This is a genomic window from Paenibacillus sp. NFR01, from assembly GCF_900111565.1.
In the GTDB taxonomy this organism is placed as follows: domain Bacteria; phylum Bacillota; class Bacilli; order Paenibacillales; family Paenibacillaceae; genus Paenibacillus_AQ.
On record NZ_FOIK01000001.1, the window covers coordinates 2,009,136 to 2,033,194 of the forward strand.

The following is a 24,059-nucleotide window of genomic DNA, read 5'->3' on the forward strand; positions in this document are numbered from 1 at the left end:
GATTCCAGCGGCTGACGCCAAGCGGAATCTCCTGTCTATTCATGCTGCCGAACTTCCCTCGGATCGGTATGGTTTAGCGATTAACGGCGGTCTTGCGGCCCGCCGACGAAAGCCTGCTCGGCGGTATCGAGATTGTAGGCGGTATGCAGCGCCTGGATGATCTGCGGCAGGTTCCCGGCTTCAATCACGCAGGACACTTTAATCTCGGAAGTGCTGACCATCTTAATGCTGACGCCTTGTTTGGAAATAACGTCGAACATTTGAGCCGCGACGCCCGGATGGCTGACCATGCCTGCGCCGACGATGGACACCTTGACCAGATTGTCCTCGGAGGTCACTTCGCGGTAAGGCAGCTCCGCATGCAGGCTTTCGATCACTGCCTTGGCCCGGTCGATATCGCCGAGTCCCAGGGTGAAGGAGAAGTCAGCCGTACCGTTCTGCACGCCGCTCTGTACGATAATGTCCACGTCGATGCCTTGCGCGGCCAGTTTGCCGAAGACCTGGGCCAACACGCCCGGAACATCGGGCACTCCCAGTATGCTGATCCGTGCCACGTTTTTGTCATATGCGATCCCGCTAACTACTACTCCCTGCTCCATGCTTGCTTCCTCCTTCACGACAGTACCTTCATTATGGTTAAAACTCGATCTCACGACCAGCTTTACTTGATAGCGTTTCGCGTATTCCACCGCACGCGGATGCAGTACCGCCGCTCCCAGATTCGCCAGCTCCAGCATCTCGTCATACGAGATTTCCTTCAGCTTGCGCGCCGTCTTGACGATACGAGGATCGGTCGAATAGACGCCGTCCACATCGGTATAGATCTCGCAGACATCCGCTTTGATCGCGGCAGCCAGCGCTACAGCCGTCGTATCCGAGCCTCCGCGGCCCAGCGTCGTAATCTCGCCGTCCAGGGTCATGCCCTGGAACCCGGCCACAATGACGATCTGCTCGCGTTCGAGCGCTTCCAGCACCCGGCGCGGCACGATCTCGTTGATCCGGGCTCGGCCATGCGTTTCATCCGTGCGGAAGCCGGCCTGCCAGCCGGTATAGGACACGGCGCTGCGGCCGATGCCGCTCAGGGCGATCGCCAGGAGCGCTACGGAAATTTGCTCGCCCGTAGTCATCAGCATATCCATTTCTCTTGCCGGCGGCTGATCGTTCAGCAGCTTGGCCTGGTCGATCAGATCATCCGTCGTATCCCCCATGGCGGACACGACAACAACGCAGCGATGTCCTTCATCCTGCTTCTCGGCAATACGTTTCGCAACGCGTTTCATGCGTTCGATATCGCCGACGGAGCTGCCTCCGAATTTCATGACATAAAGTGACAAAGTCCCACTCACTCCCTATTTCGCTCATGTAGCTCTTATTTAGTTTCACACTTTAAATCAGTATAATACGAAAGTTACGCCATGCGTTAATGATTTCATAAAAAAATAGCAAAAAGCCCCCTCCGCCGGAGCGGAGAGGGCTTAGCTTGTCCGGCGCAGTCAGAAACTACGCGCGGGAGATGTATTTACCTTCGCGGGTATCGATCAGAAGCACGTCGCCTTCATTAATGAAGAGCGGCACTTGCACGGTATGGCCGGTTTCAACCGTAGCGGACTTAGTCGCGCCTTGGGCGGTGTTGCCTTTAACGCCCGGTTCGGTTTCGGTTACTTTCAGCTCGACGGAAGTCGGCAGGTTGATCCCGAGAATTTCGCCTTGGTAGCTGACAATGTTTACCGTCATGTTTTCTTTGAGGAAGTTGAGTTCCCATTCCAGTTGTTTCTCGGACAATTCGAATTGGTCGTAAGTTTCGTTGTCCATGAATACATGTTCGCTGCCGCTGGCATACAGGTATTGTACGCCGCGGTTTTCGATGATGGCACGGCCAATGGTTTCGCCGGCGCGGAACGTGCGTTCAACGGTGTTGCCGTTGCGCAAGTTTTTCAGCTTGGAGCGGACAAACGCCGCACCTTTACCCGGTTTTACGTGCTGGAAATCCAGGACGGTGAAGATATCGCCGTCCACCTCTACGGTCAAGCCTGTTTTAAAATCATTTACTGAAATCACTAAAAATCCCTCCTGAATGCAATAGTTAACAATTTTACAATGACAAATACTCTTTGGACGAATGCGTGAGCAGCGAAATGCCGCTATCGGTGATGACAATATCGTCTTCGATCCGCACGCCGCCGAGGCCGGCCAGATAAATGCCCGGTTCTACGGTCACAACCATGCCCGGTTCGAGAATTTCATCGCCCACCTTGGACAGGCGAGGCCATTCATGAACCTCCATGCCCAAACCGTGTCCGGTGCTATGGCCGAAATATTCGCCGTATCCGTAACGGGTGATGACATCCCGTGCCAGTGCATCGGCTTCCCGTCCGGTCATGCCTGGTTTGATATGCGCCAGCGCGTGAAGCTGCGCTTCCAGCACGACATCGTAAATTTCCTTCAGCTTCGGCGCCGGTGTGCCGAGCGCGATGGTCCGGGTAAGGTCGGAGCAATAGCCGTCCAGCAGCGCTCCGAAGTCGAAGGTCACCAGTTCATTGCCTTGAATGACGCGGCTGCTGGCAACGCCATGCGGCATGGCCGAACGCTCGCCGGAGGCAACAATCGTGTCGAAGGACGATGAAGTCGCGCCGTGGGAGCGCATGTAGAACTCCATCTCCAGATCGACGTCGCGCTCGGTCATGCCGGGCTTGATGACATTCAGGATATGGCTGAATGTGCGATCCGCCAGATCGGCCGCGCGCCGCATGACGGCAAGCTCGTCCTCGTCCTTGAACATCCGCAGATTTTCCACAACTTTGGATACCGGAACCAGCTCTGCCGGCTGCAGTGCCGCAGCGTATGACGTATACGCGCTGAACGTAACATCGTCCTGTTCAAAGCCGACGCGGACCTTGCCGCCCTTAGGGAGCAACTCACGTACGGAATCGATAAACTTCGGCTCGTGCTGGACGACTTTCAGTCCCTGGGACTGATCGGCCGCCTGTGTCATGTACCGGAAATCGGTAAGCAGGTAGCTTTCGTCGCCGGTGACGAGCACATAACCGGAAGAGCCGGTAAATCCGCTCAAATAACGGCGGTTCACGCCGCTGGTTATTAACATCGCATCCAATCCCTGCGCCTGCAGGACCGCCTGCAGTTTGGAGACGCGCTTGTTGCCCATGATCATTCTCCTCTCGAAAATAGCCACATTGTATTTTAACATAGGGATATGCCCTTGAGAAGTTTTTTCCGGCACTTACGCTAGCTTTGTCGCCGGTTTGTCGCGTTTCCGCTCATCGGTGTATTCGATGGCCGCCGTATACCCGATAAACAGCCCCCAGAGCACGAACAGGCAAAATTCACTGATGGCGGAATTCCATGGAAGCTTCATCGGCGGCTGCATGAGGAATGTTCTGGAGTAAGCCAGAAAAATCACCGCCCACCACAGCACGCCGTACAGCATACCCGGCCACGGTCCCTTCAGCTTGCGGAAGATCAGCACATAGATCAGGGAAGCCACGACGGAAAAGCCGATGAACAGCAGGTATCCGGCCAGATGCCCCTGCGCCTTGACCAGAAAAGAATGCTTGAAAAAGGGCTCGCCCAGAAACCCGGGCAGTACCTTCGTAAAATGCAGGGTGTACATCAGCCAGCGGATTCCTCCCCAAATTAGGCCGGCGAAGATGCCGAGCTCTAGAGCAAAAGTCACAGGATTGGTATGGTTCGAACGCTGTTGTTTGGATGGACTCAAAAGGAACGCGCCTCACTTTCATGGGTAGTCTGGCATAGTATGCCCCGAAGCGCCAATCCAACTAGCAAAGTGGGCCTAAATTCGTTACAATGGTTGTAGAACTACATCATTTACTACACGGGAAGGTGAATTGGTTGTCCCAGGAAACTCCAAGTTACGGCGGCCAAGCCGTCATTGAAGGCGTCATGTTCGGCGGCAAGCATATCAACGTAACTGCCGTAAGAAGGAAGAATCAAGAGATTACATTTTTGGAGGTGCCGAGAAGCGATAAGGCCTGGGTACGCAAGCTGCGCAAGATTCCGCTGCTTCGCGGCATTGTCAGTATTATAGATTCCAGTGCCAAGGGTTCCAAGCATCTGAATTTTTCGGCGGAATCCTATGCCGAGGACGAGACGGAGCCGGAAGATCGCGCCAAGCTGCAGGAGAAGGCCAAGAAGAAGGAAGAAGGCTGGAGCCTCGGCATGATTTTCGGCGTTGCGGTGATGGGGATTTTATCCTTTGTATTCGGCAAAGTCGTATTTACGCTCGTTCCCGTATTCGTCGAAAATTTCTTGTTCAAGAATGCATTTGACAACTATATCCTGCACAACCTGGTAGAAGGCGCAATCAAGCTGGTACTGCTGCTTGTCTATTTGTGGGCTATCTCCCAAACGCCGGTCATCAAACGCCTGTTCCAGTATCACGGCGCAGAGCATAAGGTGATCAGCGCGTTTGAAGCCGGCGAGGAATTGACGGTTGCCAATGTACAAAAGTACAGCCGCCTGCACTACCGGTGCGGAAGCAGCTTCATGATGCTCACCATCGTGCTCGGCATTATCATTTATTCCCTCGTTCCGTGGGACAATATGGTGGAACGTGTGGTACAGCGCCTGATTCTGCTGCCGGTGGTCATCGCCGTTTCTTTTGAAGTATTGAAAGGAACCAATGCCGTACGCGACATTCCGGGCCTCAAGTATCTCGGTTATCCGGGGCTGTGGCTGCAGCTTCTGACGACCAAAGAACCGAAAGACGATATGGTTGAAGTTTCGATTGCCTCGTTTAACCGGATGCGGGAGCTGGATGCCGCAATCGAAGCGGGAACTTACATGGAGGCAAGTGTGTCGGGCGGCATATTGGATCCTGCGAAAGGATGAGTGGCCTATGATCAGGCATGCTTTGATTTTTTGGATTTCGGTATCGCTAGCGGTCCTTGGTCTTGTGACCGGACTGATGAGAGAAGGACTTTCTTCTCTGCAATCGCTGATTTTCCCGCTGGTGCTGTTCGCACTGCTGTATTATGCTTACCGCGTCGCCCCCGGCGCACCGAGCCGCAGCCGCGGCCCGTCCCGGTCCAAGGTAAAAGTGAAACCTTCGCAAAAGACGATGAACAAGGTAGCTGCGCTCCGCAAAAGCGATTCTTCGCCAAGCAAACGCAAAAGCTATCCGTTCCAGGTCATTGAGGGCAGCAAAGGCAAAAGCGACGACCAGTTGCCTAAATATCACTAAAAAAAAAGCCGGCCTTAGTCATTATGACTTTAGGCCGGCTTTTTCATGCCGCTTCAAACGCCTTCATAAGGCTCAACTCTGAAATTTCGGCCGCCAGTGCTTGAAGAACTCGGTCCCCGCTTCATACCCGGCGGCATACAGACTGTCGCTCTGCTCACTGGATAAATGGAAATCGGTCGTGGAGATCCCCAGCGTGGGGATTTTGACCGTGCGGGCGAATTTTTCCGTCTCGATATAACGCTCGTCATGCGCCGACAGCATCGTACCTACCAATGCCTGCAGCATGGTGAACGGCCCGGTTACTTTATGGGGCTGGGGATCCGTTTTGCCGATCAGCTGATATCCGACAGTCGGCGTCCGCAAGCTTTTGTCCGCGAAGCCGTCCTTCTTCTCCTCGAATAACCAAAGGGGAAAATTGCTCAGAAGCCCCCCGTCGACGAAATACACAAACTGCTCGCGAAATGGCTTGCCTCTTGCAGCTTTGCCTGAGAGCCGCAGCATTACCGGATCGAAGAAATACGGAATGCTGCAGCTCATCCGTACCGCCTTGGCCACCTCGAAGCTATGCGGCGCGATCCCGTAGTTCTTCAAATCGTCCGGAAGCACGACCAGCCGCCCGTTCGTAATGTCGGAGGCGATGATCGACAGCTTCCCTTTGGGCAGATCGCTGAAGGTTACGATTCCTTTGTTCCGCAGCACCGTGCCGATCCAGGTCTCCAGCGCCTCGCCGGAGTAAAGCCCTTTTTTGATCAGCACCCGGAGCGCCGGCCCCACCAGTGCCGCATTGTAGAACGTTCCTCTTTTCAAAAATGAAGAAAAGGAAGTCGCCTTGATCACCCGGCTCATCGTTTCGCCGTCATAACCGGCAGCCAGCATGGAGGCGATAATGGAGCCTGAGGAGGTTCCCGCTACCCGGTTGAACCGCCGTCCCGCCTGCTCCGTCGCTTCCACTGCACCCGCAAGCGAAATGCCTTTGACGCCTCCGCCTTCAAACACCGCATTGATCTCCATAAATCAAACAACCCCCGTTCCATAGAACCTTACTGGTATCTATGAACACGGGGGGTTTTTCATGACTTGAAAAAGAAGGTCAGCAGACTGGACAATCCGAACGGATCGCGGACCACGATGTCGCTGGCCCGGAACAGGATGCTGCCCGCCACTTCTTCGTATTTATCGTTATACTTCAGCTGGTTGATAATCTGCTCGCCGCTTTGCCATTCGGCGCTTTGGGCTTTATCGCCTACCTTATAACCGGCCTGGCCGATATACAGCTTCACGTTCGTGCCTTTGACTTCATTGACCCACCAGTCCACCAGCTTATCGTAGCGGGCCGTGGTAAATGAAAGGCTCCAATAGATTTGCGGCGCAATATAGTCGATCCAGCCGCTGCGGATCCAGGTCCGGGTATCGGCATACATGTCATCATAGGCGCTGACGCCTGCCGTCGTATCCGATCCGGTACTGTCCTTCTTGATGTTTCGCCAGACGCCGAACGGGCTGACGCCATAGCTGACGGCCGGTTTCAGGGTATGAATGGCCGTTCCCAGCTCGCGGATAAAGGTATTGATGTTGTCCCGCCGCCAGTCGGCTTTATTCCCGATGCTGCCTGGATTGTAAGCCTTGTAGGCATCATCGTCCGCAAAATTTACGCCGGAAGGATAGAAATAGTCGTCCAGATGCACGCCGTCGATATCGTAACCGCGGACAACCTCCAGGACGGTATCGATGATTTGCTGGCGGGCTTCGGGAATGCCGGGATTTATGTAAAGCTTGTTATCGGCTTTGACAATCCAGTCGGGATGCAGCACGGCGACATGGTTCGGTGCCAGGCTCTTGATCGTGGCATCGCTCGCATCCGTCGTGGCGCGGAACGGATTGAACCATGCATGGAACTCCAAGCCCCGCGCATGGGCGGCAGACACCATGTAGGCCAGCGGATCATAGCCGGGATCTTTGCCCTGCTTGCCGGTCAGCACCTTGGACCACGGCATCAGCTGAGAGGGATACAGGCTGTCGGCAGCCGGCCGGACCTGCACGAATACCGCGTTGAAGCCCGTCGCCTTCAGCTTGTCCAGGAGCGTATCAAACTCTTTTTTCTGCTTGTCGGCATTTCCGGCCGAGGCCGTCGAGGGATAGTCGAGGTTAAAGACGGTGGAGATCCACACGCCTTTCATCGCCTTCCCTGACTTGAGACCCGGCACAGTTGGCACGGTAGGCACGCTTGGCGTCGGTACGGTCGGAATCGAAGGCGTCGCAGGCGTGCTCGGTCCGGTGATCTCCGTATTGGAATACAGCGCGATATGTTTCGCCGCCTGATTCCAGACGACCTGCAGCCCGAGCTGCTCGCTGACGAAACGCAGCGGCACCATCACCCGGCCCTGCTTGATCTGCACGGAAGTCTCCAGCCCTACGGATTCCCCGTTGACGGTTGCCGTCTTCTTCCCGTTCTGCAGCTGCAGCACATTCGATCCTTTGCTGATGGTCGCCGTCTTGCTGCTCTGGTTCCACTGCACATTCGCGCTTAGTCCTTGGCTGATAACCGAAACGGGAACCATCGTTACGCCTGATCCCGTAATGTACGGCGGCACATCGCTCGCCAGTGAACTTCCGTCCAGCTCAATCGTAATCGTCTTCTCTGCGGCACCCGCTCCTGTGGACCATAGCGGCAGGCAAAGCAGCAGCACCAGCATCCCCAGGGTCCATTTCCGAATCTTCATAGTTCCTCCCCGTAAAATCGCTAGAATAGATTTGTACCCAACAAAAAATGGCGGCCTCTTCTCCTTAACATCAGGGAGACGGCCGCCATCTTTTGATAAACGGGCCTTGCGTACAAGCACACTACCCGTTATGACGTAAAAAAACTGGAAAGGTTGCGGTAAAAATCAAATAAAATCCGTTCGCGTTCAAAGTTGAGGGCCGGTTTAAGAATCGCTGGCCAGTTCGGAGTGAATCGCATATAGGGTCTGGATTCTTGACTCATCCCGGCGGAAGTATTCCACAAGCGTCTCAATCCGCGTGATCGAATCCCAGCTCAAATGATGTTCGATGCCTTCGACATCTTTGTAAATGTTCTCTTGCTGCACGCCGATCAGGCTGAGGAATTCCTCCAGCAGCTGGTGGCGGTCGACGAGCCGTTTCCCCACTTTTTTACCTTTGCTTGTCAGGACAAGCCCACGATATTTCTCATAGATGAGATATTCGTCCTTATCCAGTTTTTGGATCATTTTGGTCACAGAGGAGGGGTGCACTTCCAGTCCCTCGGCAATATCCGAGACCCGCGCGTATCCTTTCTCATCAATGAGTTTGTATATGCGCTCCAAATAATCCTCCATGCTGGGCGTTGGCATTCACTTTACCTCTTTTCTGTAATGAGCGTGGCGCGAGGTGGCCTTGCTCTACCAATGATACATGTTATCGCCGCGACTTGGCAAGTCCCAGGCTTGCGAACCGCCCGGCTAGCGATGTTTGCCAGGAGTGGACCCGGAGGCGGAGCGGCACACTAAATGAAGCTTTTATTCTGTTCAAAAAGGAGTGTGGCCGCATGTCCACCATCGCGCCGGAACGCCCCCGCAGGGCTGGCGTGCGCAAGCCGACCGGCCTGTTCCTGCCCGAGCTGGTTTTTTTCGAGCCGGATGCGCTGAACTACCCGAAAGGCGAAAAAATTATGGCCTGGGTCAAAGACCAGGGAATCCCTTACCGTATGACAACCTCGCATAACCGGATTACGAACCTGCCGGGCGAAACCGAACTGGAGCAGTACAAGATCGCCAAACGGACGCTGGTCGTCGGCCTGCGCAAAACGCTGAAATTCGAGCAGTCCAAACCGTCCGCCGATTATGCCATTCCGATTGCCACCGGCTGCATGGGCCACTGCCATTATTGTTATTTGCAGACGACACTGGGTGCAAAGCCCTACATTCGCGTGTACGTCAATACGATGGACATCATGGATGCCGCCAGCAAATACATCGCCGAGCGTGCGCCGGAAATCACCACCTTTGAAGCCGCCTGTACCTCCGATCCGCTTGGTTTGGAGCACATCACCGGCTCGCTCGCGGAACTGATCACCTATATGGGCCAGCAGCCGCTTGGACGCCTGCGCTTTGTTACCAAATACCAGCATGTGGACCCGCTTCTGGCGCTGCCCCACAACAACCATACCCGTGTGCGGTTCAGTGTCAACGCCGATTACGTCATCCGCAATTTCGAGCCGGCGACCGCCCGTTTCGAGGAACGGATCGAGGCCGCCGGAAAAATCGCCCGCGCCGGATATCCGCTCGGTTTCATCATCGCGCCGATTATTTGGCATGAAGGCTGGGAAAAAGGATATGCCGAGCTCCTGGAGAAATTGGCCCGCGCACTTCCGGAGGACGGCGGCCGGGGGCTCACTTTTGAGATGATCCAGCACCGTTTTACGAAAACAGCCAAAGCCGTCATCGAGAAAAGATATCCGAAAACCAAGCTGGAAATGGATATCGAAAAACGCAAAAAGAAATGGGGCAAATACGGCCAGAACAAATATGTATATCCGGATGAACAGCAAACCGCCCTGCGCGAATTCATCACAGAGCGGATCTTTGAACATTTCCCCGAAGCCGGGATCGATTATTTTACTTAAAGCTAAAAAATCATCCACTTGGGCGTATAGCTTTGCAGCCAGATCGTGATCCGGAACATCTGGTCCGTAAACAGCAGGATTCCCATGAACACCATGAGCACGCCGCCGATCTTCATCAGCGTCCCGGAATACTTCAATATCTTTCTTGCTCCGCCCAGGAAAAACGCGAGAATGAAAAACGGTACGGCAAACCCGAGGCTGTACGCCGTAATCAGCGGAAACCAGGCACCGGGATCGCTGGCGGAAAGCGCCACGATCGCCGTCAGGATCGGTCCGATGCAGGGCGACCAGCCGGCGGAGAAGCCGATGCCGAATATGAATGAACCCGCATAACCGGCGGGCTTCCACTTCAGATTCAGTTTTCGTTCGCGCAGCAGGAACTGCGGCTGGAAAATACCGAGCAGGAATAACCCCATCGCAATGATCAGGATCGCCGACAGGCGGCGGATCAAATCGCGCTGCTCGTTAAAGAACTGGCCAAACAGGCCGGCCCCGAAGCCCAGCGTATAGAAAACGGCGGAAAAACCAAGGATAAACGCCAGTGTATGGGTCAGCGTCCGCAAACGGACATCCTTGCGTTCCCCGCCGCCCTTGAGCTGTTGAACCGACAAGCCGGTAATATAAGACAAATAGGACGGGTAAAGCGGCAGACAGCATGGAGAAATAAATGAGGCCACACCTGCGGCAAAAGCGATTCCGGCGTTCAAGTTGGACAACGCGCTCCGCTCCTTCCTGTGGTCAGATCAAATGCACATGTTTCTGCGGGTTGGGCTGCCTTACGCGGGCAGCCCTTTTTTGCCGATCAGGGTCAGCGTGAGCAGCGCAATCAGCAGCAGAACGATCGTTGCGCCGGGCGCGAGATTCCATACCCCCGCTACCACCAGTCCGCCGATCACGGCGATCTCGGAAATGGCAACCGATAAAATAACGGATGTTTTAAAGCTGCGCGAGAGCAGCAGGCTGGTCGCGACCGGAATGGTCAGCAGCGCCGAGACGAGCAAGGATCCGACGATTTTGATCGCCGTACTGATGACCAGCGCAGTCAGCACCGTAATGAGCATGTTGAGCAGTTTTACGGGCAAGCCGCTGACGCTTGCGGCATCCTCTTCAAAGCTGAGCAGGAAAAATTCTTTGAAAAAGAGCGTCACCACCAGCACGACCGCCAGCGTGACCGCGCCCACAACGAGCAGATCGGTGTTATCCAGCGTATAAATGCTTCCGAATAAATAACTCATGACATCGGCGTTATACCCTTTGCCCAGCGTAAAAAAGAGCGAGGCCAGCGCCACGCCGCCGGACATAATGATGGCGATCGACAGCTCCGCCAGGCTTTTATAGGCCTTGCGGAGCTTTTCGATGCCGAAGGAGGCCACAACCGCAAAGATCAGGCCTGCGCCCAGCGGATAAAAACCGGTCAGAAAGCCGAGCGCAACCCCGGCAATCGTGACATGCGCCAGCGTATCGCCGATCATCGACAGGCGCCGCAGCACCAGAAATACGCCGATCAGCGGCGCCGTAATGCCGATCATCAGGCCACCGGCGAGCGCCCGCTGAAAAAAGTCGCTATAAATGATATCCAAAATTATTAAACCCCTTATAAAGTCTTTTTTCGATCCCTCCCAAACCCTCCCTTCGCCAAGGGAGGGCCCCAAGGGTTGCACCCTCTGGACACCCGCCTTCTTAGAACCGTAGCTATGGAGGTGGCTTGGGCGGTGTTTGGCAACTATGTATAAGGATCGCTTTTCGTCCCTGGCGGGATACGCTTAACGTCTGTTGTATCTAGATACGGGGGAAAACAAAACCAAAACCAAAAACAAAACCAAAACCAAAAACAAAAACAAAAACTAAAACTAAAACCCTAAAGGTCATCCTATGCGGTGCGAAATGGATGACCCCTCAAATCCAAAAACCTCAAACCTTAAACCTTAAACCTTAAACCTTAAACCTTAAACCTTAAGACTTAACCAAACATCCAGAGGTCATCCTATGCGGTGCAAAATGGATGACCTCCCTAAAACATATGAAGATATAGAGCTAATTTTAGACCAGGGTGTGCTGCAGGTTATCCACGGTGCAATTCTGCACCTCGTGGGAATGGCGGCAGAAGAAATTGATCTTGCCGCTTTTTTGGACCGGCTCGCTGCCGAGGTAGTTCTGGATCATATCGATGTCATGCGAGACCATCAGGAATGTCATGTGATGATGCGCATGCATATGCGTGATCAGATCGAAGAATCCGGCTTGTGTCTCGGCGTCGATGCCGACGGTTGGCTCATCGAGGATAAGCAGGTCGGGATGATTGATCAGCGCCCGGGCCAGGAAGGCCCGCTGCTGCTGGCCGCCGGACAGCTGGCCGACCCGCTTGTCGGCGATATCCTGGATTCGCATCACTTCAAGCGCGTCGTCGCACTGGCGGTGCTGCGCCTTGGTGACGCGGCGGATCAGGTTTTTATTGTTATAAAGTCCGGACATGACCACTTCGCGCACGGTTGCCGGAAACAACGGGTTAAACGCGTTTTTCTGCGGCACGTAACCGATCCGTTCCCAATCCTTGAATTTGCGGACGGATTGGCCGAACAGCTTGATATCGCCGCTCGTGGCCGGAAGCAGGCCGACGATCATTTTCAGCAGCGTTGTTTTGCCCGCGCCGTTCGAACCGATGATGCCGAGGAAATCCCGCTCTTTTACCGTATAATTCAATCCGGAAATCACCTGCTGGTCGCCGTAGGAGAAGCAGAGATTGTCGATCTCGATGATATGCTGATGGCAGTCCTGGAGGGAAGGCAACATAAGCGCCCACCGCCTTTCATATATGCTGTCCTTCCTATTGTAAGGCCAGTTTCAGATTTTGCAAATTTTTCTCCATCAGCGTGAAGTAATTGTCCCCGTTTTTCTCCTGATCCTTCGTCAGGCCTTCCACCGGATTCAGTACAAGCGTCGAAGCGCCGGTTTCGTTTGCCAGCGTTTTAGCCAGCTTGTCGGAGACCAATTCCTCGAAGAAAATATAATGAATATTCTCATCCTTCACCGTTTTCGCCAGCTCGACCAGATCCTGCCCGCGCGGCTCGGCATCCGGGGACAAGCCCATAATCGCATGCTGGGTCAGGCCGTAATCCCGCGCCAGATAAGCAAAGGCCTGATGGGACACGACGATTTCCTTGTTCGGCAGCTTGCTCAGCTCAGCGGTAAACTCAGCATCCAGCGCCTTCAGCTTGTCGGCCAGCTGATTGTAACGCTCCTCGTAGCCCGCTTTGTGATCCGGATCGACGGAGATGAGGCTGTTCTTGATATTTTCCGCCATTGTCAGCGCCGATTTGGGGCTTACCCAGGTATGGGGATCGGTATGTAAGCCATCAGCCGTCTCTTCTGCGTGCCCGCTATTGTTCCCGCTCGCATCGCCGTGTCCGTGCTCGTCTTCTTCGTCGGTCATGATCAGATCCACGCCTTTGCTGACTTCAGTCGCGATCACTTTGCTGTCGCTGTCCAGGCTCTTGAGGAAGTTCGGCACCCAGCCTTCCAGCCCCGCCCCGTTGTACAGGAACAGCTGCGCTTTGGAGGTATTGACGATATCCTGGCTGCGCGGCGTCCAGTCATGCGGCTCCACGCCTACCGGGAGCAGATTGATCGCATGGATATCGTCGCCGCCGATTTCCGTCGCGAATTCATAAATCGGATAAAAGGTCGTAATGACATTCACTTTGCCTTCTTCTATCGTGCCGCTGCTCTTCGCGCCACAGGCCGCCAGCAGCAGCCCGGTGGCCAAAACCATAACAGGCAGCAGTCTCTTGTGTAGTTTCTTCATAAACAGTATGATATCCTCCTTAAATCGTAAACTTTACTATCAGAGTATAATAGTAATGGTTACGATAAGTCAATAACCTTTGCGAAAAAAAGAGAAGCGTCCCGCTCGGCATCGCTGCCGGGAAGACACTTCTCATTGTTGCCGCTTCGCGGCCGGTTCAACCCGGCATCAGCTGGCGGGGTTATTTTACGATCGCGCCGTTCGGCATGCTGTCCGGCACCGTTGCGATGCTCAGCTGGTCGCCTTGGGAGGCGGCCAGGATCATGCCTTGCGACAGCTCGCCGCGCAGCTTCACCGGCTTCAGGTTGACGATGCAAATGACCTTGCGGCCAACCAGCTCCTCCGGTGTATAGAACTTGGCGATGCCGGAGACGACCTGCCGCTGCTCGTAGCCAAGGTCAAGCTGCAGCTTCAGCAGCTTGTCGGCCTTCTTCACCGGCTCGGCGGCGATGACCTGCGCGACGCGCAGCTCGGCTTTGGCGAAATCGTCGATGCCGATTTCGTCCTTGTGTTCCACTTCCGCTGCGGCTTCGCCCGCAGCAGAGGCGTCCGCGGAAGCAGGCGCGGCTTCCGCAGCAGGCGCCGGTGCCGCCTCGGCAGGCTTGCCGGCCCCCATCGCTTCGGCGATGTAGGCTACTTCCTGCGCCACGTCGAGGCGCGGGAAGATCGGATCGCCTTTGACGAGCTGCGTTCCGGCCGGGATCAGGCCGAACGTCCGGCCGCTATCCCAGGTGGTCAGCTCGCCCGGTTCAAGGCCCAGCTGCGCCCAGATTTTGCTTGGCGCTTTAGTCAGGAACGGCTGAAGCAGAATCGACGCCGTGCGCAGGCACTCAACCAGATGTCTCATGGCCGAAGCCAGTTCGCCGGTCTTGCTTTCATCCTTGGCCAGTACCCAAGGCTGGGTCTCATCGATATATTTATTCGTGCGGCTGATAAATGCGCCGATGACGGTGAGGGCAACGGAGAACTCCATTTTTTCCATCGCTTCTTCCACCTTGGCATAGGTGTTATTCAGCGCCGCTTCCAGTTCACCGTCAAACGCGGTAACTTGGCCTTCATAAGCCGGCAGCACGCCGCCGAAATATTTATCGACCATGGCCACGGTCCGGTTCAGCAGGTTCCCGAGATCGTTCGCCAGATCGTAGTTAATCCGGTCGACGAAGCTTTCCGGCGTAAAGGTGCCGTCGGAACCGAACGGAACCTCGCGCAGCAGGTAGTAGCGCAGCGCATCCAGGCCGTAACGGTCGATCAACGTCACCGGATCGACTACATTGCCCTTCGATTTGGACATTTTGCCGTCCTTCATCAAGAGCCAGCCGTGCGCGAATACTTTCTTCGGCAGCGGTTCGCCGAGCGCCATCAGGATGATCGGCCAGATAATCGTATGGAACCGCACGATTTCCTTGCCGACAATATGCACATCCGCCGGCCAGAATTGGTCGTACAGGCTGCGGTCCGCAGAGCCGTAACCCAAGGCAGTGATATAATTGGAGAGCGCATCGATCCAGACGTAGACGACATGCTTGTCGTCGCCTTTGACCTTAATGCCCCAATCGAACGTCGTCCGCGAAACGGCCAGATCCTCCAGCCCCGGTTTGATGAAGTTGTTGATCATTTCGTTTTTGCGCGATTCCGGCAGGATAAATTCCGGATTCTCTTCGTAGAATTTCAGCAGCCGGTCGGCGTATTTGCTCAACCGCAGGAAATAACTTTCCTCTTTGACGAGTTCAACGGGATGGCCGCTGTCCGGGCTTTTTCCGCCGATGACTTCGCCTGCTTCATTCCGCACCACATCGACCAACTGGGTTTCGGTGTAGAACGTTTCGTCGGAAATGCAATACCAGCCTTCATATTCGCCCTTGTAAATATCCCCTTGCTTCAGCAACCGGTCGAAAATGTCAGCCACGACGGTTTTGTGGCGCTCCTGTGTAGTACGGATAAAATCGTCGTTCGAAATATCCAGCTTGCGCCACAGCTCCTGAATGCCGGCCACGATGTCGTCAACGAACGCCTGCGGTGTTTTTCCGGCTTTGGCCGCCTTCTCTTCAATCTTCTGTCCATGCTCGTCCGTACCGGTCAGGTAACGGACCTCATAGCCGCGCAACCGCTTGTAACGCGCCATCGCATCGCCGGCGACCGTGGAATAGGCATGGCCGATATGCAGCTTGTCACTCGGATAATAAATCGGGGTAGTCAAATAAAACGTCTTCTTGTCGCTCATAACTTTAATCATCCTTTCGTATGGTCGCGCCTGTTAGACGCAAAAAACTCCCGCCCCGTATGGGACGAGAGTATACTCACGCGTTACCACCCAAATTTCCCGCTCCTTTGCAGAAGGCGGGCTTTGTCAGTTTCCTTGCGGAAACTGCCCATTAACGCTGGAACACGCCGCACACTTACGCCGGCAGCAAATGCCCTCGCTCGCATGCAGTTCCTCCCGGACCATCTTCAACCCTTCCAGCCATACCGGCTTTCACCTGCCCCGGCTCTCTGCTCTGGCCTTCCCGATCTACTCATCCATTCTTCGGAAAATATATATAGTATCCAAAATATACCCAATAATCGGCGCAAATGTCAAGTTGTGCGCTCTTTGACGCCCGGTGCCGGCTTCTCCTTGCGCGGCGGGACCGGGTCCAGCCCCCCGGGATGAAACGGATGACAGCGGGCAATCCGCCGCGCAGCCAGCCAGGAGCCTTTCAGCGGGCCATGCACCTCGATGGCCTCCAGCGCATACGCCGAACAGGTCGGGTAAAAGCGGCAGGTCGCCGGCTTCAACGGCGAAATCCACTTCCGGTAGACGCGAATCGGTGCCTGAACCGTTTTTCTGGCGATGCTCATGGCTTAGTTCCTTTCGTGACTGTGTCCGGGGGACGCGGCCAACGCCTCTTCTTCCCGCCCGGGCTCGCAGTCCTTGCAATAACCGAATACTTCGAATTTATGCTTGACCACCCGGAACTGGTCCGGCGTGTCCGTCAAATTCATCGGGCAGAAGTTAATCGGATACGTCTTCATGCACTGCAGGCAGATCATATGATGGTGATGGTGATCCTGACTGCAACTGGCCTTGAACTTAACGCCTTCCTCAAACACCACCTGCTCCAGTACGCCCAGCTCCTCCATTACCCGAAGGTTCCGGTAGACCGTATCGAAGCTCAGTCCGCTGTACTTGCGGCACATATAATCATAAACATCCTTGGCGGATAAATAACCGGTATTTTCGCCAAACAGCTTGGCAAGCGTCTTGCGCTGATCGGTAATTCGCAGCCCCTGCCCCGACATTGCTTCCAGGATTTGTTCTGTCGACAGCATTCGCCCATCTCCCATACTTATACTCTTTTACGATTGTTGCTCTCTTTATAATGCCCCAAAACCGGTCCGTCCGTCAATGAAGCGGCTTCCTGCACGGCATCATGGAGCTGAGCGGCAAACCTTCGCTCCCTTTCCCCTATTTCTTTCTCCGGCGAAAAAATAAAACCGGCGGCGGTTCCGCTCTGGGAACCGCCGCCGGTCAGGCAACGCAAGCCGTTAATTTCTCTTAGGCGGCAGCGGCGTGAACACGAAGTTCACAGGCAGGTTGCTGCCTGAAGCTACTGCAAAGGTCAGTTCAACCGGTCCGTCATAGTTGCCGGTCCGATAGACGACGGCGTTCATGTCGTTTTTGGTCAGGCTGCCGGAGTTCGGCAGGTTGACAATCGTCGATTGGTTGACCAGCACGGAACCGAGATAGTTGCCTCCGCGCGGATTAAAGGTAATCAGCGTGTTGGCAGCGACATGCTCCAGTTTGATTTTGTACAGTACGCCAAAATTGCCGGAGTTGGAGGCTTCCGAGTTCACCGTCGTATCAAAGCCCATCAGATTCGGATCGTTTCTATTGTCGCCCAGGATCAGCTTCGACTGGCTCGTGCCGACCACGTCGCTGACGGTGATGGTCCGGGTAGAATTCGGATACGTGCCGCGGTTATGCACGCCGTCGCGGTCCAGCAGCGGCAGCGTCGGCAGCAGCGCAATCGGATCTTTCGACTGCTCCACCATCACCACGTTGTATTGGACGTTCAGATCGCTGTATACATCGGCGCTCAGCGAAAGAACCTCACCCGGCTTCATTGCAATGCTGTTCAAATCGGTAAAGATCGCTTTGCTTTCTCCCGGCTGCAGGACGATATTGCCGTAAGCCGAATTGTTCAGCATGGAATTGTAATATTTCTGGATCGAAATTTTACCGGTATACTCCGGAGAAGACGCCGGACCGGCAATGCCTGCGTATTGGGTTGTAATCGTCGTCGGATAAATGTTGTTGTTGGTTGCAATTAAATAGAGCTTCTGACGGGTCGACATATTGTTCATGTGGTGAATCAGGAACCGGGTGGCGCCGACCGCGGATTCACGGTACAAAATGCCCTCCTGGTTGACGGTTTCCGGGCTGTTGCTGCGAATCAGCATGTACGGCTCGGAGGACGTCGCATAATTGAGGTTCGGAAGCGCCGGAATCGACCCGCCGTCCATGGAGATGACATCTCCCGGCGGCGTGAACAGCCGTTCAACTTCTTCCCGGGTATACATTTGCTGAGAAGTGATGTTGATCGTTTTCTCAAAGGTGCTGCTGAGGCCATGTTTATCGGTTACCTTGAGTTGAATGGATACCGGGCCGGGATTAAAGAACGCGAGCGCGCGGTTCGTCCATTCGGCGGTAAGCGCTTCGCCTTCCGGATCATAGCTGAGGTCGGTCAGCGTGATCGGCTCGCCCATTTGGTATTCGTCTTTATCCGTTGTAAAATTCGCAACCGGCGGCTGGTTCGGCTTCAGAACCTGGAAGCTCATCGCATACGGATTGCTCCATTGACCGTTCGCGTCCATAACGGAATACGTTACGGTGTAAAGACCCGGCTCCGTATAAATGTCCTGTTTGCCTTCCCAACGCTCATCGACGATCGGCGTTCCGCTTGGCGAAGAGCTGGATGGAGTAAACGTGACATATGTTTGACCGGCATAAATCTCCGTCGGCTGAATCGTGAACGAAGCCGAAGGTTTCGTGTTCAGCGTCAAAATGACGCGTTTTTGCACATTGTCCACCGTATAAGGAATGTTCAGCGCCGCCGTAATTGAGGTCAGCGGAATCATGAACGTGCCTTTGTATTGGTAGGCAGGACCTTTCATCGTCGTCGGTTTGCCATTTACGGTGTAGATCTTGCTGTCAGTCTTGAAGCGCATCACATTGCTGCCGCTGGTGACAACGACTTCTTTGGTCTTGGCATCATAAATGTACTTCACGCCTACCCGCTCCACCATGGCCCGGATGGATACGTAGGATACGCCGTTCTTGACGGCCATCGGCTGGTTCGCCAGATAGGGCACGCCGTTTACGTACATTTTGTTGCTGTTCATCATCAGGATGAGCTGATTGCCGCCCGCGCTGTACACCGATTGCACTGCGGTTACAGGGGTAGCCTGCGGGTTATTCAAGGATGACGCCGCATTCGGATCAGGCGTGGCTGCAGGCGCAGCCGCGCCGCTTCCCGTTACATCCGGGGTATTCGAGCCGTACACCGATCCTGTTACATTTGTTCCGGTTGCGGACTCGGCAAATACCGGGACCGCCGCTGCAGCCTGTGAAACGGCTAAGACAGCTGCCAACGTTAGTTTCTTCCAATTCATAGTATGACTCCTTCTGCTCCCATTTGTAACGTATAAGGCAGTACACTCTCTTTCTGAACCTTATAGTCCCCGCAAAATCATGCCGGCTCCGGTTACCAAACCGCACAAATTTTGCCACGTTCCTTTTACAAAACACTGTATTAGACGCGCGAGACCCTAAAAAGTTTCATTATATGTAAAAAAAAGATCGGTTTCCGATCACTTTATTGCCGGCAACGTCAAAGAGGCCCTCCGTTCGCCCGCCGCCGGCAGGTACGAGGCCTCTATCGATCGTTTATTTGTCCGCTAGACCCGATTTCAATGCAGCGGATGCTGCGCTGCCTGCAGTGCGCTTTCCGGCCGGAATTGATCCCGGTATTCCTTCGGCGTCATGCCCGTCTGTTTCTGAAATACTTTGGTAAAATATCGCCGCTCCTGATAACCCACGCCGGCGCTTATCGCAGTAATGCTCTTGTCGCTGCTGGCGAGCATGAATTTGGCCGCTTCGATCCGCTGCTGAGTCACATACTCCACAAAGGTCATGGCGAACCGGTTTTTGAACAGCAGGCAAAAATAACTGCTGCTGATGCCGAGCCGGTTGGCCACTTCATCGATGCCGAGATCATGCCCCAAACATTCGGAAATGATTTGCACAGTCATATTCATTAGATGCTCCGCCGATTTTTTGGAGGTATCCTCGGCGGGCGGAACCTCATGGAACAACGGGATGCTGTTGTATAACTTATCCTTGAACTGCCTGCTGCGGATCTGCGCGCCGATTTGCCGCACCTTATGACCAAGCTCCTCGTAATGGATCGGCTTGCAGATATATTCCTTGACGCCGAGCCGGATCGCTTCACGGGCGTAATCAAACTCCTGGTAACCGGTCAAGAGCAGCACTTCGCTCTCCAGCCCCATTTCCCGCAGCTTGCCGACAAACGTCAAGCCGTCCATCACCGGCATCCGGATATCGCAGAGCACCAGGTCCGGCGCCTGCGTCTCGGCAATCCGCAGCGCCTCCATGCCGCTGCGGGCCATGCCGGTAACCTCCATGCCCATTTCCTGCCACGGCAGCACTTTGTTCAAATTGTTCAGGATCGGGGCCTCATCGTCAACTAATAATACCTTTAGCATAATGATCCTCCCCCTGCATGTATTTCGGGATGACGCATTGGATAACCGTTCCTTCGCCCGGACTGGAGCAGATAAAAATACCGTACAGCTCGCCGTATTCAATCCGGATCCGGTCCGCGACGCTCCGTACGCCGAGCCCCCGCCGCTCCAGATGCTTCACATGGCCCTCTAGCGCGGCTTCATCGTTCCCTTCGCCGCCATCGTTCACCATGTATTGAAATTTGGACAGTTGGGCCGGCCCCATGCCGATGCCGTTATCTTCGATCCGCAGAATCAAATTGCCCTGCCGCTCCCAGCATTTAATGATCAATCTACCCTTGTATTCGATCCCCTCGAAGCCATGCTGGATGCTGTTCTCCACCAGCGGCTGCAGCGTCAGCTTCAGGATGCCGCAGCTGTGAAGCTCATGCGGGATTTCAATCTCGTAATCAAATAAATCCTCGAAGCGGAATTTCTGAATATCGAGATAATTGCGCAGGTGGGTGATTTCTTCTTCCAGGGTAATTTCTTCCCGCTCCTGGATGCTGATGCGGAGAATGCTTGCCAGCCGGTACACCATCTCGCTGACCTTGCGGCCTTCGTTTTGCACGGCCAGCACGTTAATCGATTCAAGCGTATTGAACAGGAAATGCGGTTTGATTTGCGCTTGCAGCAAGCGAAGCTCCGCCTGGTTTTTTCGCCGCTGCTCAAATTGAACCCTGCGGAACAGGCTGTTGATTTTATTCATCAGATCGTTGACGCCTTTGGCCAGCAGCGTCATCTCGTCGTTGCCGCGCTCTTCGACACGGGACGTCAGGTCACCGTCCTCTACCCGGCGCATGAACCTCACGATGACGGCAATCCCGCCCGTAATCCGGTTCATGAAGAAAAGATTGAATATAATGGCTGCCAGCAGACAGAGCAGGATAACGCCGACGAACCAACGGGCAAATACCGTCACTTCATGCGACAAAGCGCCCCATGAGGTCACAGAGACAAGACTCCACGGGTAATCCTTCAAATGATACACGGATAAAATGCTCCGCTCCCCGTCAAACTGTGTTCTGAAGCTTTGAAAGCCCTGCTGAAATTGGATTTTCTTCGGGGTGTATTCGCTGATGTTCTGCCCATCATGCTCTCCGTCCGGATCGAATAAAATCATGCCGTTGTCGTTAACGAGCATAAAGCTCAATTTCTGGCTGCTGTCCCCGATCTTCAGATTGCGGAAAATCGATTCGAATTCCCAGTTTTTGATCTGCACGACGAGAATCCCGATGTTCTGAAAATAACTGAGCTCCTTGACCAGCCGAATTTGCGTGAACACCGGCTCGGTGCCGGTCAGCTCCGGGTATTCATGCGGCGCTACCCATTTGGGCACGCCGTTCAGCTTCATGACTTCCTGGTACAATTCGCTTCCCTTAAAGGTGTCGTAGGACAACGGCTGAAAGTTCTCCTTATTGAAGATGGAGACAATCTCCGAGTTGCCTTTTCCGTTAAAGTTATACAAAAACGCATAGCTGATCGAAGGATGGTTATACAGCAGGCTGCGGAAATTACGCTGGCTGTTGTTCAGGCTGAGCTGTTCGGCATCGGTCAAATCCTGCTTGGTCGGGTCTTCGGCGTTCAGCGCCATGTGAAAGACCGAGGTGGCGATCCCGTTATCCGTTACATTGTTCATGTCCTTGAACACATTGGAGATGCTGTAGCTGATCGCTTTGAGCGAATATTCGGACTGCTGACTGTACTTTTTTTCAATGGAATTATAGGTAACGAAAAACATGATCATGCCAAGAATAAAAAGCGGAATGATGATCAGGCCCAGAAACGCCGTAAACAATTTGTAGCGCAAATTCATCGGCTGCAGCTCCTGACAGAAATGAAATTACCCTTTTACACTGCCTGCCGTGACGCCTTCAATGATCTTCTCCTGCAGAATCGCATATATGACGACAACCGGCAGCACACTGTAGACGATGCCCGCAGACATTTGCGCATAGTTCATCTGGTATTGGTCGCGGAACTGCACCATTCCGACCGGAAGCGTGCGCAGTTCATCGTTGGAGAGGAAGTAGTTCGCAAGAAGGAACTCGTTCCAATTTCCCAGGAAATTAACGATAAAGACCGTGACCATGGCAGGAACTGTCAAAGGTAAAATAATTCTAGCAAAGATGCCCGGAGCCTTCAAGCCGTCCATGACGGAAGCCTCTTCAATTTCGCTGGGCAGAGAGCGCATAAACGCAGCCAATATGATAATGGTGAACGGTATCGCATTCGCGATATACGGAATGATCAGCGCCCAGTGGGTATTGAGGATATGCAGCTTGCGAACAATCGTATAGATCGGCAGCATCAAGGCGTTGTTCGGAATCAGCATGCCGACGACGACCAGAGAGTACAGCAGTTTATTCCATACGCCGTGGCGCATCCGCGTAACCGCAAAAGCAAACATCGCGCCGAACAATATCGATACGACCGCCGAAAAGACGGCAATATATAAGCTGTTGAAAAAATACGTGCTGATCTTCGCGTTGACCCACGCCTCCACATAGTTATGGAACACAAACTCCTTTGGAATCCCGAATGGATTCAGCGCAATGGAGTTGTTGTCCTTTTTCACCGAAGAGAACAAAACGAACAGGAATGGAAACAGAATGACCAGCAAATACAGGAGCAAAATGGCATGCGGCAGAATCTTCTTCACAGAGCGCGGCATCAGTATTCAATCCTTTCGTTGCGACGGGCGAAGAGCAGCTGGTACAGGACAGTTACCACGAGTGTAAAAGCAAAAATCAACACTGCGATGGAGTTGCCATACCCGTATTTGAAGTTGGTGATCGCATATTTGATCATGTACGTAGCCATAACCTCGGTGGAGCCGGCCGGCCCGCCTTTGGTCATTACGATGACGATATCCGCAGCTTTCATCGCGCCTGCGATGGAGAGCATAATTACGACGGAAATGATCGGCACGATCAGCGGGAGGGTGATCCGCGTGGCCCGCTGGAATCCGGATGCGCCGTCGATGGCTGCCGCTTCTTCCAGTTCGCTCGGAATGGAGATGATTGCCGCGAGTACCATGACGATGTAGAACCCGGTCCACTGCCAGGCGTTCGTAATCAAAATCGACAGCATCGCAAACCGCTCATCCGACAGCCAGTAGACCGGTTCGACACCAAACAATCCGAGCAGCTTGTTGAAAAGGCCGATATTCGGCTCGTAAATGAACCCCCACAAAATGCCGATGACCGCGGTAGACATGATCGACGGCATAAAGACTGCGGTCTTATACAGCCCTTTGAGCTTTTTGACGTGGGCAATAAGAAGCGAAAACAGGATGATCAGCGGAACCTGGATAAATACCGAAAACAGGATGAACCAGCCGTTGTTCTTGACTGACACCCAGAAACGGTCATCGCCCAGCGCTTTGCGGAAGTTGGCTAAACCAGCTGATTTCACCGTATCGGATACGCCGTTCCAGCTGGTGAAACTGTAATAAAGCGAGCTGAAGATCGGATAAATGAAAAACATGATGAAGAGCACAAACGCGGGCAGGATAAACAAAAAGAAAACCACGGGATTTCTAAGCGATTTATTCATGAACAGATAACCTCCGGTTGCTAAGACTTCTTGGAGTTACAAAAATGTACCCTGGAGCAAGCACCAGGGTACATTCA

22 protein-coding genes are annotated in these 24,059 nt (G+C 54.0%); 3 read left to right on the forward strand and 19 right to left on the reverse strand.

All coding sequences use genetic code 11. The features are described 5' to 3' along the window. Positions 1-80 precede the first annotated feature (80 nt). From BMW84_RS09355 to BMW84_RS09370, 4 genes are all read right to left on the reverse strand, one after another. On the reverse strand, positions 81-1,334 hold the full coding sequence (locus BMW84_RS09355; protein WP_091066989.1) for an aspartate kinase: 1,254 nt from the start codon (positions 1,332-1,334) through the stop codon (positions 81-83). Between the two features lie 166 nt (positions 1,335-1,500). Continuing rightward, positions 1,501-2,058: an elongation factor P gene (efp, locus tag BMW84_RS09360; protein ID WP_091066992.1), complete on the reverse strand. Its 558-nt coding sequence runs from the start codon at positions 2,056-2,058 to the stop codon at positions 1,501-1,503. A gap of 34 nt (positions 2,059-2,092) precedes the next feature. Further along, a complete protein-coding gene (locus BMW84_RS09365; protein WP_091066995.1) occupies positions 2,093-3,163 on the reverse strand; it encodes a M24 family metallopeptidase in 1,071 nt (356 codons plus the stop codon). 75 nt (positions 3,164-3,238) lie between these two features. Beyond that, entirely contained in the window at positions 3,239-3,733 is a 495-nt protein-coding gene (locus BMW84_RS09370) for a YqhR family membrane protein (protein ID WP_091066997.1), read from the reverse strand. 134 nt (positions 3,734-3,867) lie between these two features. On the opposite strand from BMW84_RS09370, the gene BMW84_RS09375 reads away from it, so the two are divergent. Together BMW84_RS09375 and BMW84_RS09380 are read left to right on the forward strand one after the other, a co-directional pair. After that, positions 3,868-4,866, forward strand: a complete 999-nt coding sequence (locus tag BMW84_RS09375) for a DUF1385 domain-containing protein (protein WP_175498715.1) — start codon at positions 3,868-3,870, stop codon at positions 4,864-4,866. Positions 4,867-4,873: 7 nt separating this feature from the next. Next, a complete protein-coding gene (locus tag BMW84_RS09380) occupies positions 4,874-5,218 on the forward strand; it encodes a hypothetical protein (protein ID WP_091067000.1) in 345 nt (114 codons plus the stop codon). A 72-nt stretch (positions 5,219-5,290) separates the two neighbouring features. Here the strand turns inward: BMW84_RS09380 and BMW84_RS09385 are convergent, their stop codons facing one another. From BMW84_RS09385 to mntR, 3 genes are all read right to left on the reverse strand, one after another. Continuing rightward, positions 5,291-6,229 (reverse strand): patatin-like phospholipase family protein, encoded by a 939-nt coding sequence (locus tag BMW84_RS09385; protein ID WP_091067001.1) that lies wholly within the window; start codon positions 6,227-6,229, stop codon positions 5,291-5,293. Between the two features lie 59 nt (positions 6,230-6,288). Beyond that, positions 6,289-7,938 (reverse strand): family 10 glycosylhydrolase, encoded by a 1,650-nt coding sequence (locus BMW84_RS09390; RefSeq protein ID WP_091067004.1) that lies wholly within the window; start codon positions 7,936-7,938, stop codon positions 6,289-6,291. Between the two features lie 204 nt (positions 7,939-8,142). Further along, positions 8,143-8,568: a transcriptional regulator MntR gene (mntR, locus tag BMW84_RS09395; RefSeq protein WP_091067006.1), complete on the reverse strand. Its 426-nt coding sequence runs from the start codon at positions 8,566-8,568 to the stop codon at positions 8,143-8,145. Between the two features lie 194 nt (positions 8,569-8,762). Here mntR and splB point away from each other — a divergent pair, with 194 nt between their 5' ends. Further along, on the forward strand, positions 8,763-9,839 hold the full coding sequence (gene splB, locus BMW84_RS09400; RefSeq protein WP_091067008.1) for a spore photoproduct lyase: 1,077 nt from the start codon (positions 8,763-8,765) through the stop codon (positions 9,837-9,839). 2 nt (positions 9,840-9,841) lie between these two features. Here splB and BMW84_RS09405 read toward each other — a convergent pair whose 3' ends face one another. From BMW84_RS09405 to BMW84_RS09465, 12 genes are all read right to left on the reverse strand, one after another. Next, positions 9,842-10,555, reverse strand: a complete 714-nt coding sequence (locus BMW84_RS09405) for a cytochrome c biogenesis CcdA family protein (protein ID WP_091067011.1) — start codon at positions 10,553-10,555, stop codon at positions 9,842-9,844. A 60-nt stretch (positions 10,556-10,615) separates the two neighbouring features. Next, on the reverse strand, positions 10,616-11,419 hold the full coding sequence (locus BMW84_RS09410) for a metal ABC transporter permease (RefSeq protein WP_175498716.1): 804 nt from the start codon (positions 11,417-11,419) through the stop codon (positions 10,616-10,618). Positions 11,420-11,879: 460 nt separating this feature from the next. Beyond that, positions 11,880-12,629: a metal ABC transporter ATP-binding protein gene (locus BMW84_RS09415; RefSeq protein ID WP_091067014.1), complete on the reverse strand. Its 750-nt coding sequence runs from the start codon at positions 12,627-12,629 to the stop codon at positions 11,880-11,882. A gap of 34 nt (positions 12,630-12,663) precedes the next feature. Further along, positions 12,664-13,641, reverse strand: coding sequence for a metal ABC transporter solute-binding protein, Zn/Mn family (locus BMW84_RS09420; RefSeq protein WP_217646120.1), 978 nt, complete (start codon positions 13,639-13,641; stop codon positions 12,664-12,666). A gap of 181 nt (positions 13,642-13,822) precedes the next feature. Continuing rightward, positions 13,823-15,874, reverse strand: a complete 2,052-nt coding sequence (gene metG, locus BMW84_RS09425) for a methionine--tRNA ligase (protein ID WP_091067016.1) — start codon at positions 15,872-15,874, stop codon at positions 13,823-13,825. 341 nt (positions 15,875-16,215) lie between these two features. After that, positions 16,216-16,479 carry a membrane protein insertion efficiency factor YidD gene (gene yidD / locus BMW84_RS09430; RefSeq protein ID WP_091067018.1) on the reverse strand — a complete coding sequence of 88 codons (264 nt, stop codon included), beginning with the start codon at positions 16,477-16,479 and terminating at the stop codon, positions 16,216-16,218. A gap of 3 nt (positions 16,480-16,482) precedes the next feature. Further along, entirely contained in the window at positions 16,483-16,950 is a 468-nt protein-coding gene (locus BMW84_RS09435) for a Fur family transcriptional regulator (RefSeq protein ID WP_091067020.1), read from the reverse strand. Positions 16,951-17,166: 216 nt separating this feature from the next. Then, complete coding sequence (locus tag BMW84_RS09445; RefSeq protein WP_091067025.1) at positions 17,167-19,293, reverse strand: stalk domain-containing protein; 2,127 nt, start codon at positions 19,291-19,293, stop codon at positions 17,167-17,169. Positions 19,294-19,590: 297 nt separating this feature from the next. Next, entirely contained in the window at positions 19,591-20,406 is an 816-nt protein-coding gene (locus BMW84_RS09450; protein WP_091067028.1) for a response regulator transcription factor, read from the reverse strand. After that, positions 20,384-22,240 carry a cache domain-containing sensor histidine kinase gene (locus BMW84_RS09455; protein WP_091067030.1) on the reverse strand — a complete coding sequence of 619 codons (1,857 nt, stop codon included), beginning with the start codon at positions 22,238-22,240 and terminating at the stop codon, positions 20,384-20,386. The genes BMW84_RS09450 and BMW84_RS09455 overlap by 23 nt, the downstream gene beginning before the upstream one ends. Before the next feature lie 27 nt (positions 22,241-22,267). Then, positions 22,268-23,098, reverse strand: coding sequence for a carbohydrate ABC transporter permease (locus BMW84_RS09460; protein ID WP_091067032.1), 831 nt, complete (start codon positions 23,096-23,098; stop codon positions 22,268-22,270). Further along, positions 23,098-23,982: a carbohydrate ABC transporter permease gene (locus tag BMW84_RS09465; RefSeq protein WP_091067034.1), complete on the reverse strand. Its 885-nt coding sequence runs from the start codon at positions 23,980-23,982 to the stop codon at positions 23,098-23,100. Before BMW84_RS09465 ends, BMW84_RS09460 begins: the two co-directional genes overlap by 1 nt. Positions 23,983-24,059: the final 77 nt, after the last annotated feature.

Excerpts from the sequence above, each read along its gene's own strand:
- metG (WP_091067016.1), bottom strand. The coding sequence starts at position 15,874 with ATGATTAAAGTTATGAGCGACAAGAAGACGTTTTATTTGACTACCCCG.
- BMW84_RS09385 (WP_091067001.1), bottom strand. The coding sequence starts at position 6,229 with ATGGAGATCAATGCGGTGTTTGAAGGCGGAGGCGTCAAAGGCATTTCG.
- BMW84_RS09450 (WP_091067028.1), bottom strand. The coding sequence starts at position 20,406 with ATGCTAAAGGTATTATTAGTTGACGATGAGGCCCCGATCCTGAACAAT.
- BMW84_RS09420 (WP_217646120.1), bottom strand. The coding sequence starts at position 13,641 with ATGAAGAAACTACACAAGAGACTGCTGCCTGTTATGGTTTTGGCCACC.
- BMW84_RS09460 (WP_091067032.1), bottom strand. The coding sequence starts at position 23,098 with ATGCCGCGCTCTGTGAAGAAGATTCTGCCGCATGCCATTTTGCTCCTG.
- BMW84_RS09415 (WP_091067014.1), bottom strand. The coding sequence starts at position 12,629 with ATGTTGCCTTCCCTCCAGGACTGCCATCAGCATATCATCGAGATCGAC.
- BMW84_RS09455 (WP_091067030.1), bottom strand. The coding sequence starts at position 22,240 with ATGAATTTGCGCTACAAATTGTTTACGGCGTTTCTGGGCCTGATCATC.
- BMW84_RS09435 (WP_091067020.1), bottom strand. The coding sequence starts at position 16,950 with ATGCTGTCGACAGAACAAATCCTGGAAGCAATGTCGGGGCAGGGGCTG.
- BMW84_RS09390 (WP_091067004.1), bottom strand. The coding sequence starts at position 7,938 with ATGAAGATTCGGAAATGGACCCTGGGGATGCTGGTGCTGCTGCTTTGC.
- BMW84_RS09465 (WP_091067034.1), bottom strand. The coding sequence starts at position 23,982 with ATGAATAAATCGCTTAGAAATCCCGTGGTTTTCTTTTTGTTTATCCTG.
- splB (WP_091067008.1), top strand. The coding sequence starts at position 8,763 with ATGTCCACCATCGCGCCGGAACGCCCCCGCAGGGCTGGCGTGCGCAAG.
- BMW84_RS09445 (WP_091067025.1), bottom strand. The coding sequence starts at position 19,293 with ATGAATTGGAAGAAACTAACGTTGGCAGCTGTCTTAGCCGTTTCACAG.
- BMW84_RS09380 (WP_091067000.1), top strand. The coding sequence starts at position 4,874 with ATGATCAGGCATGCTTTGATTTTTTGGATTTCGGTATCGCTAGCGGTC.
- mntR (WP_091067006.1), bottom strand. The coding sequence starts at position 8,568 with ATGCCAACGCCCAGCATGGAGGATTATTTGGAGCGCATATACAAACTC.
- yidD (WP_091067018.1), bottom strand. The coding sequence starts at position 16,479 with ATGAGCATCGCCAGAAAAACGGTTCAGGCACCGATTCGCGTCTACCGG.
- BMW84_RS09365 (WP_091066995.1), bottom strand. The coding sequence starts at position 3,163 with ATGGGCAACAAGCGCGTCTCCAAACTGCAGGCGGTCCTGCAGGCGCAG.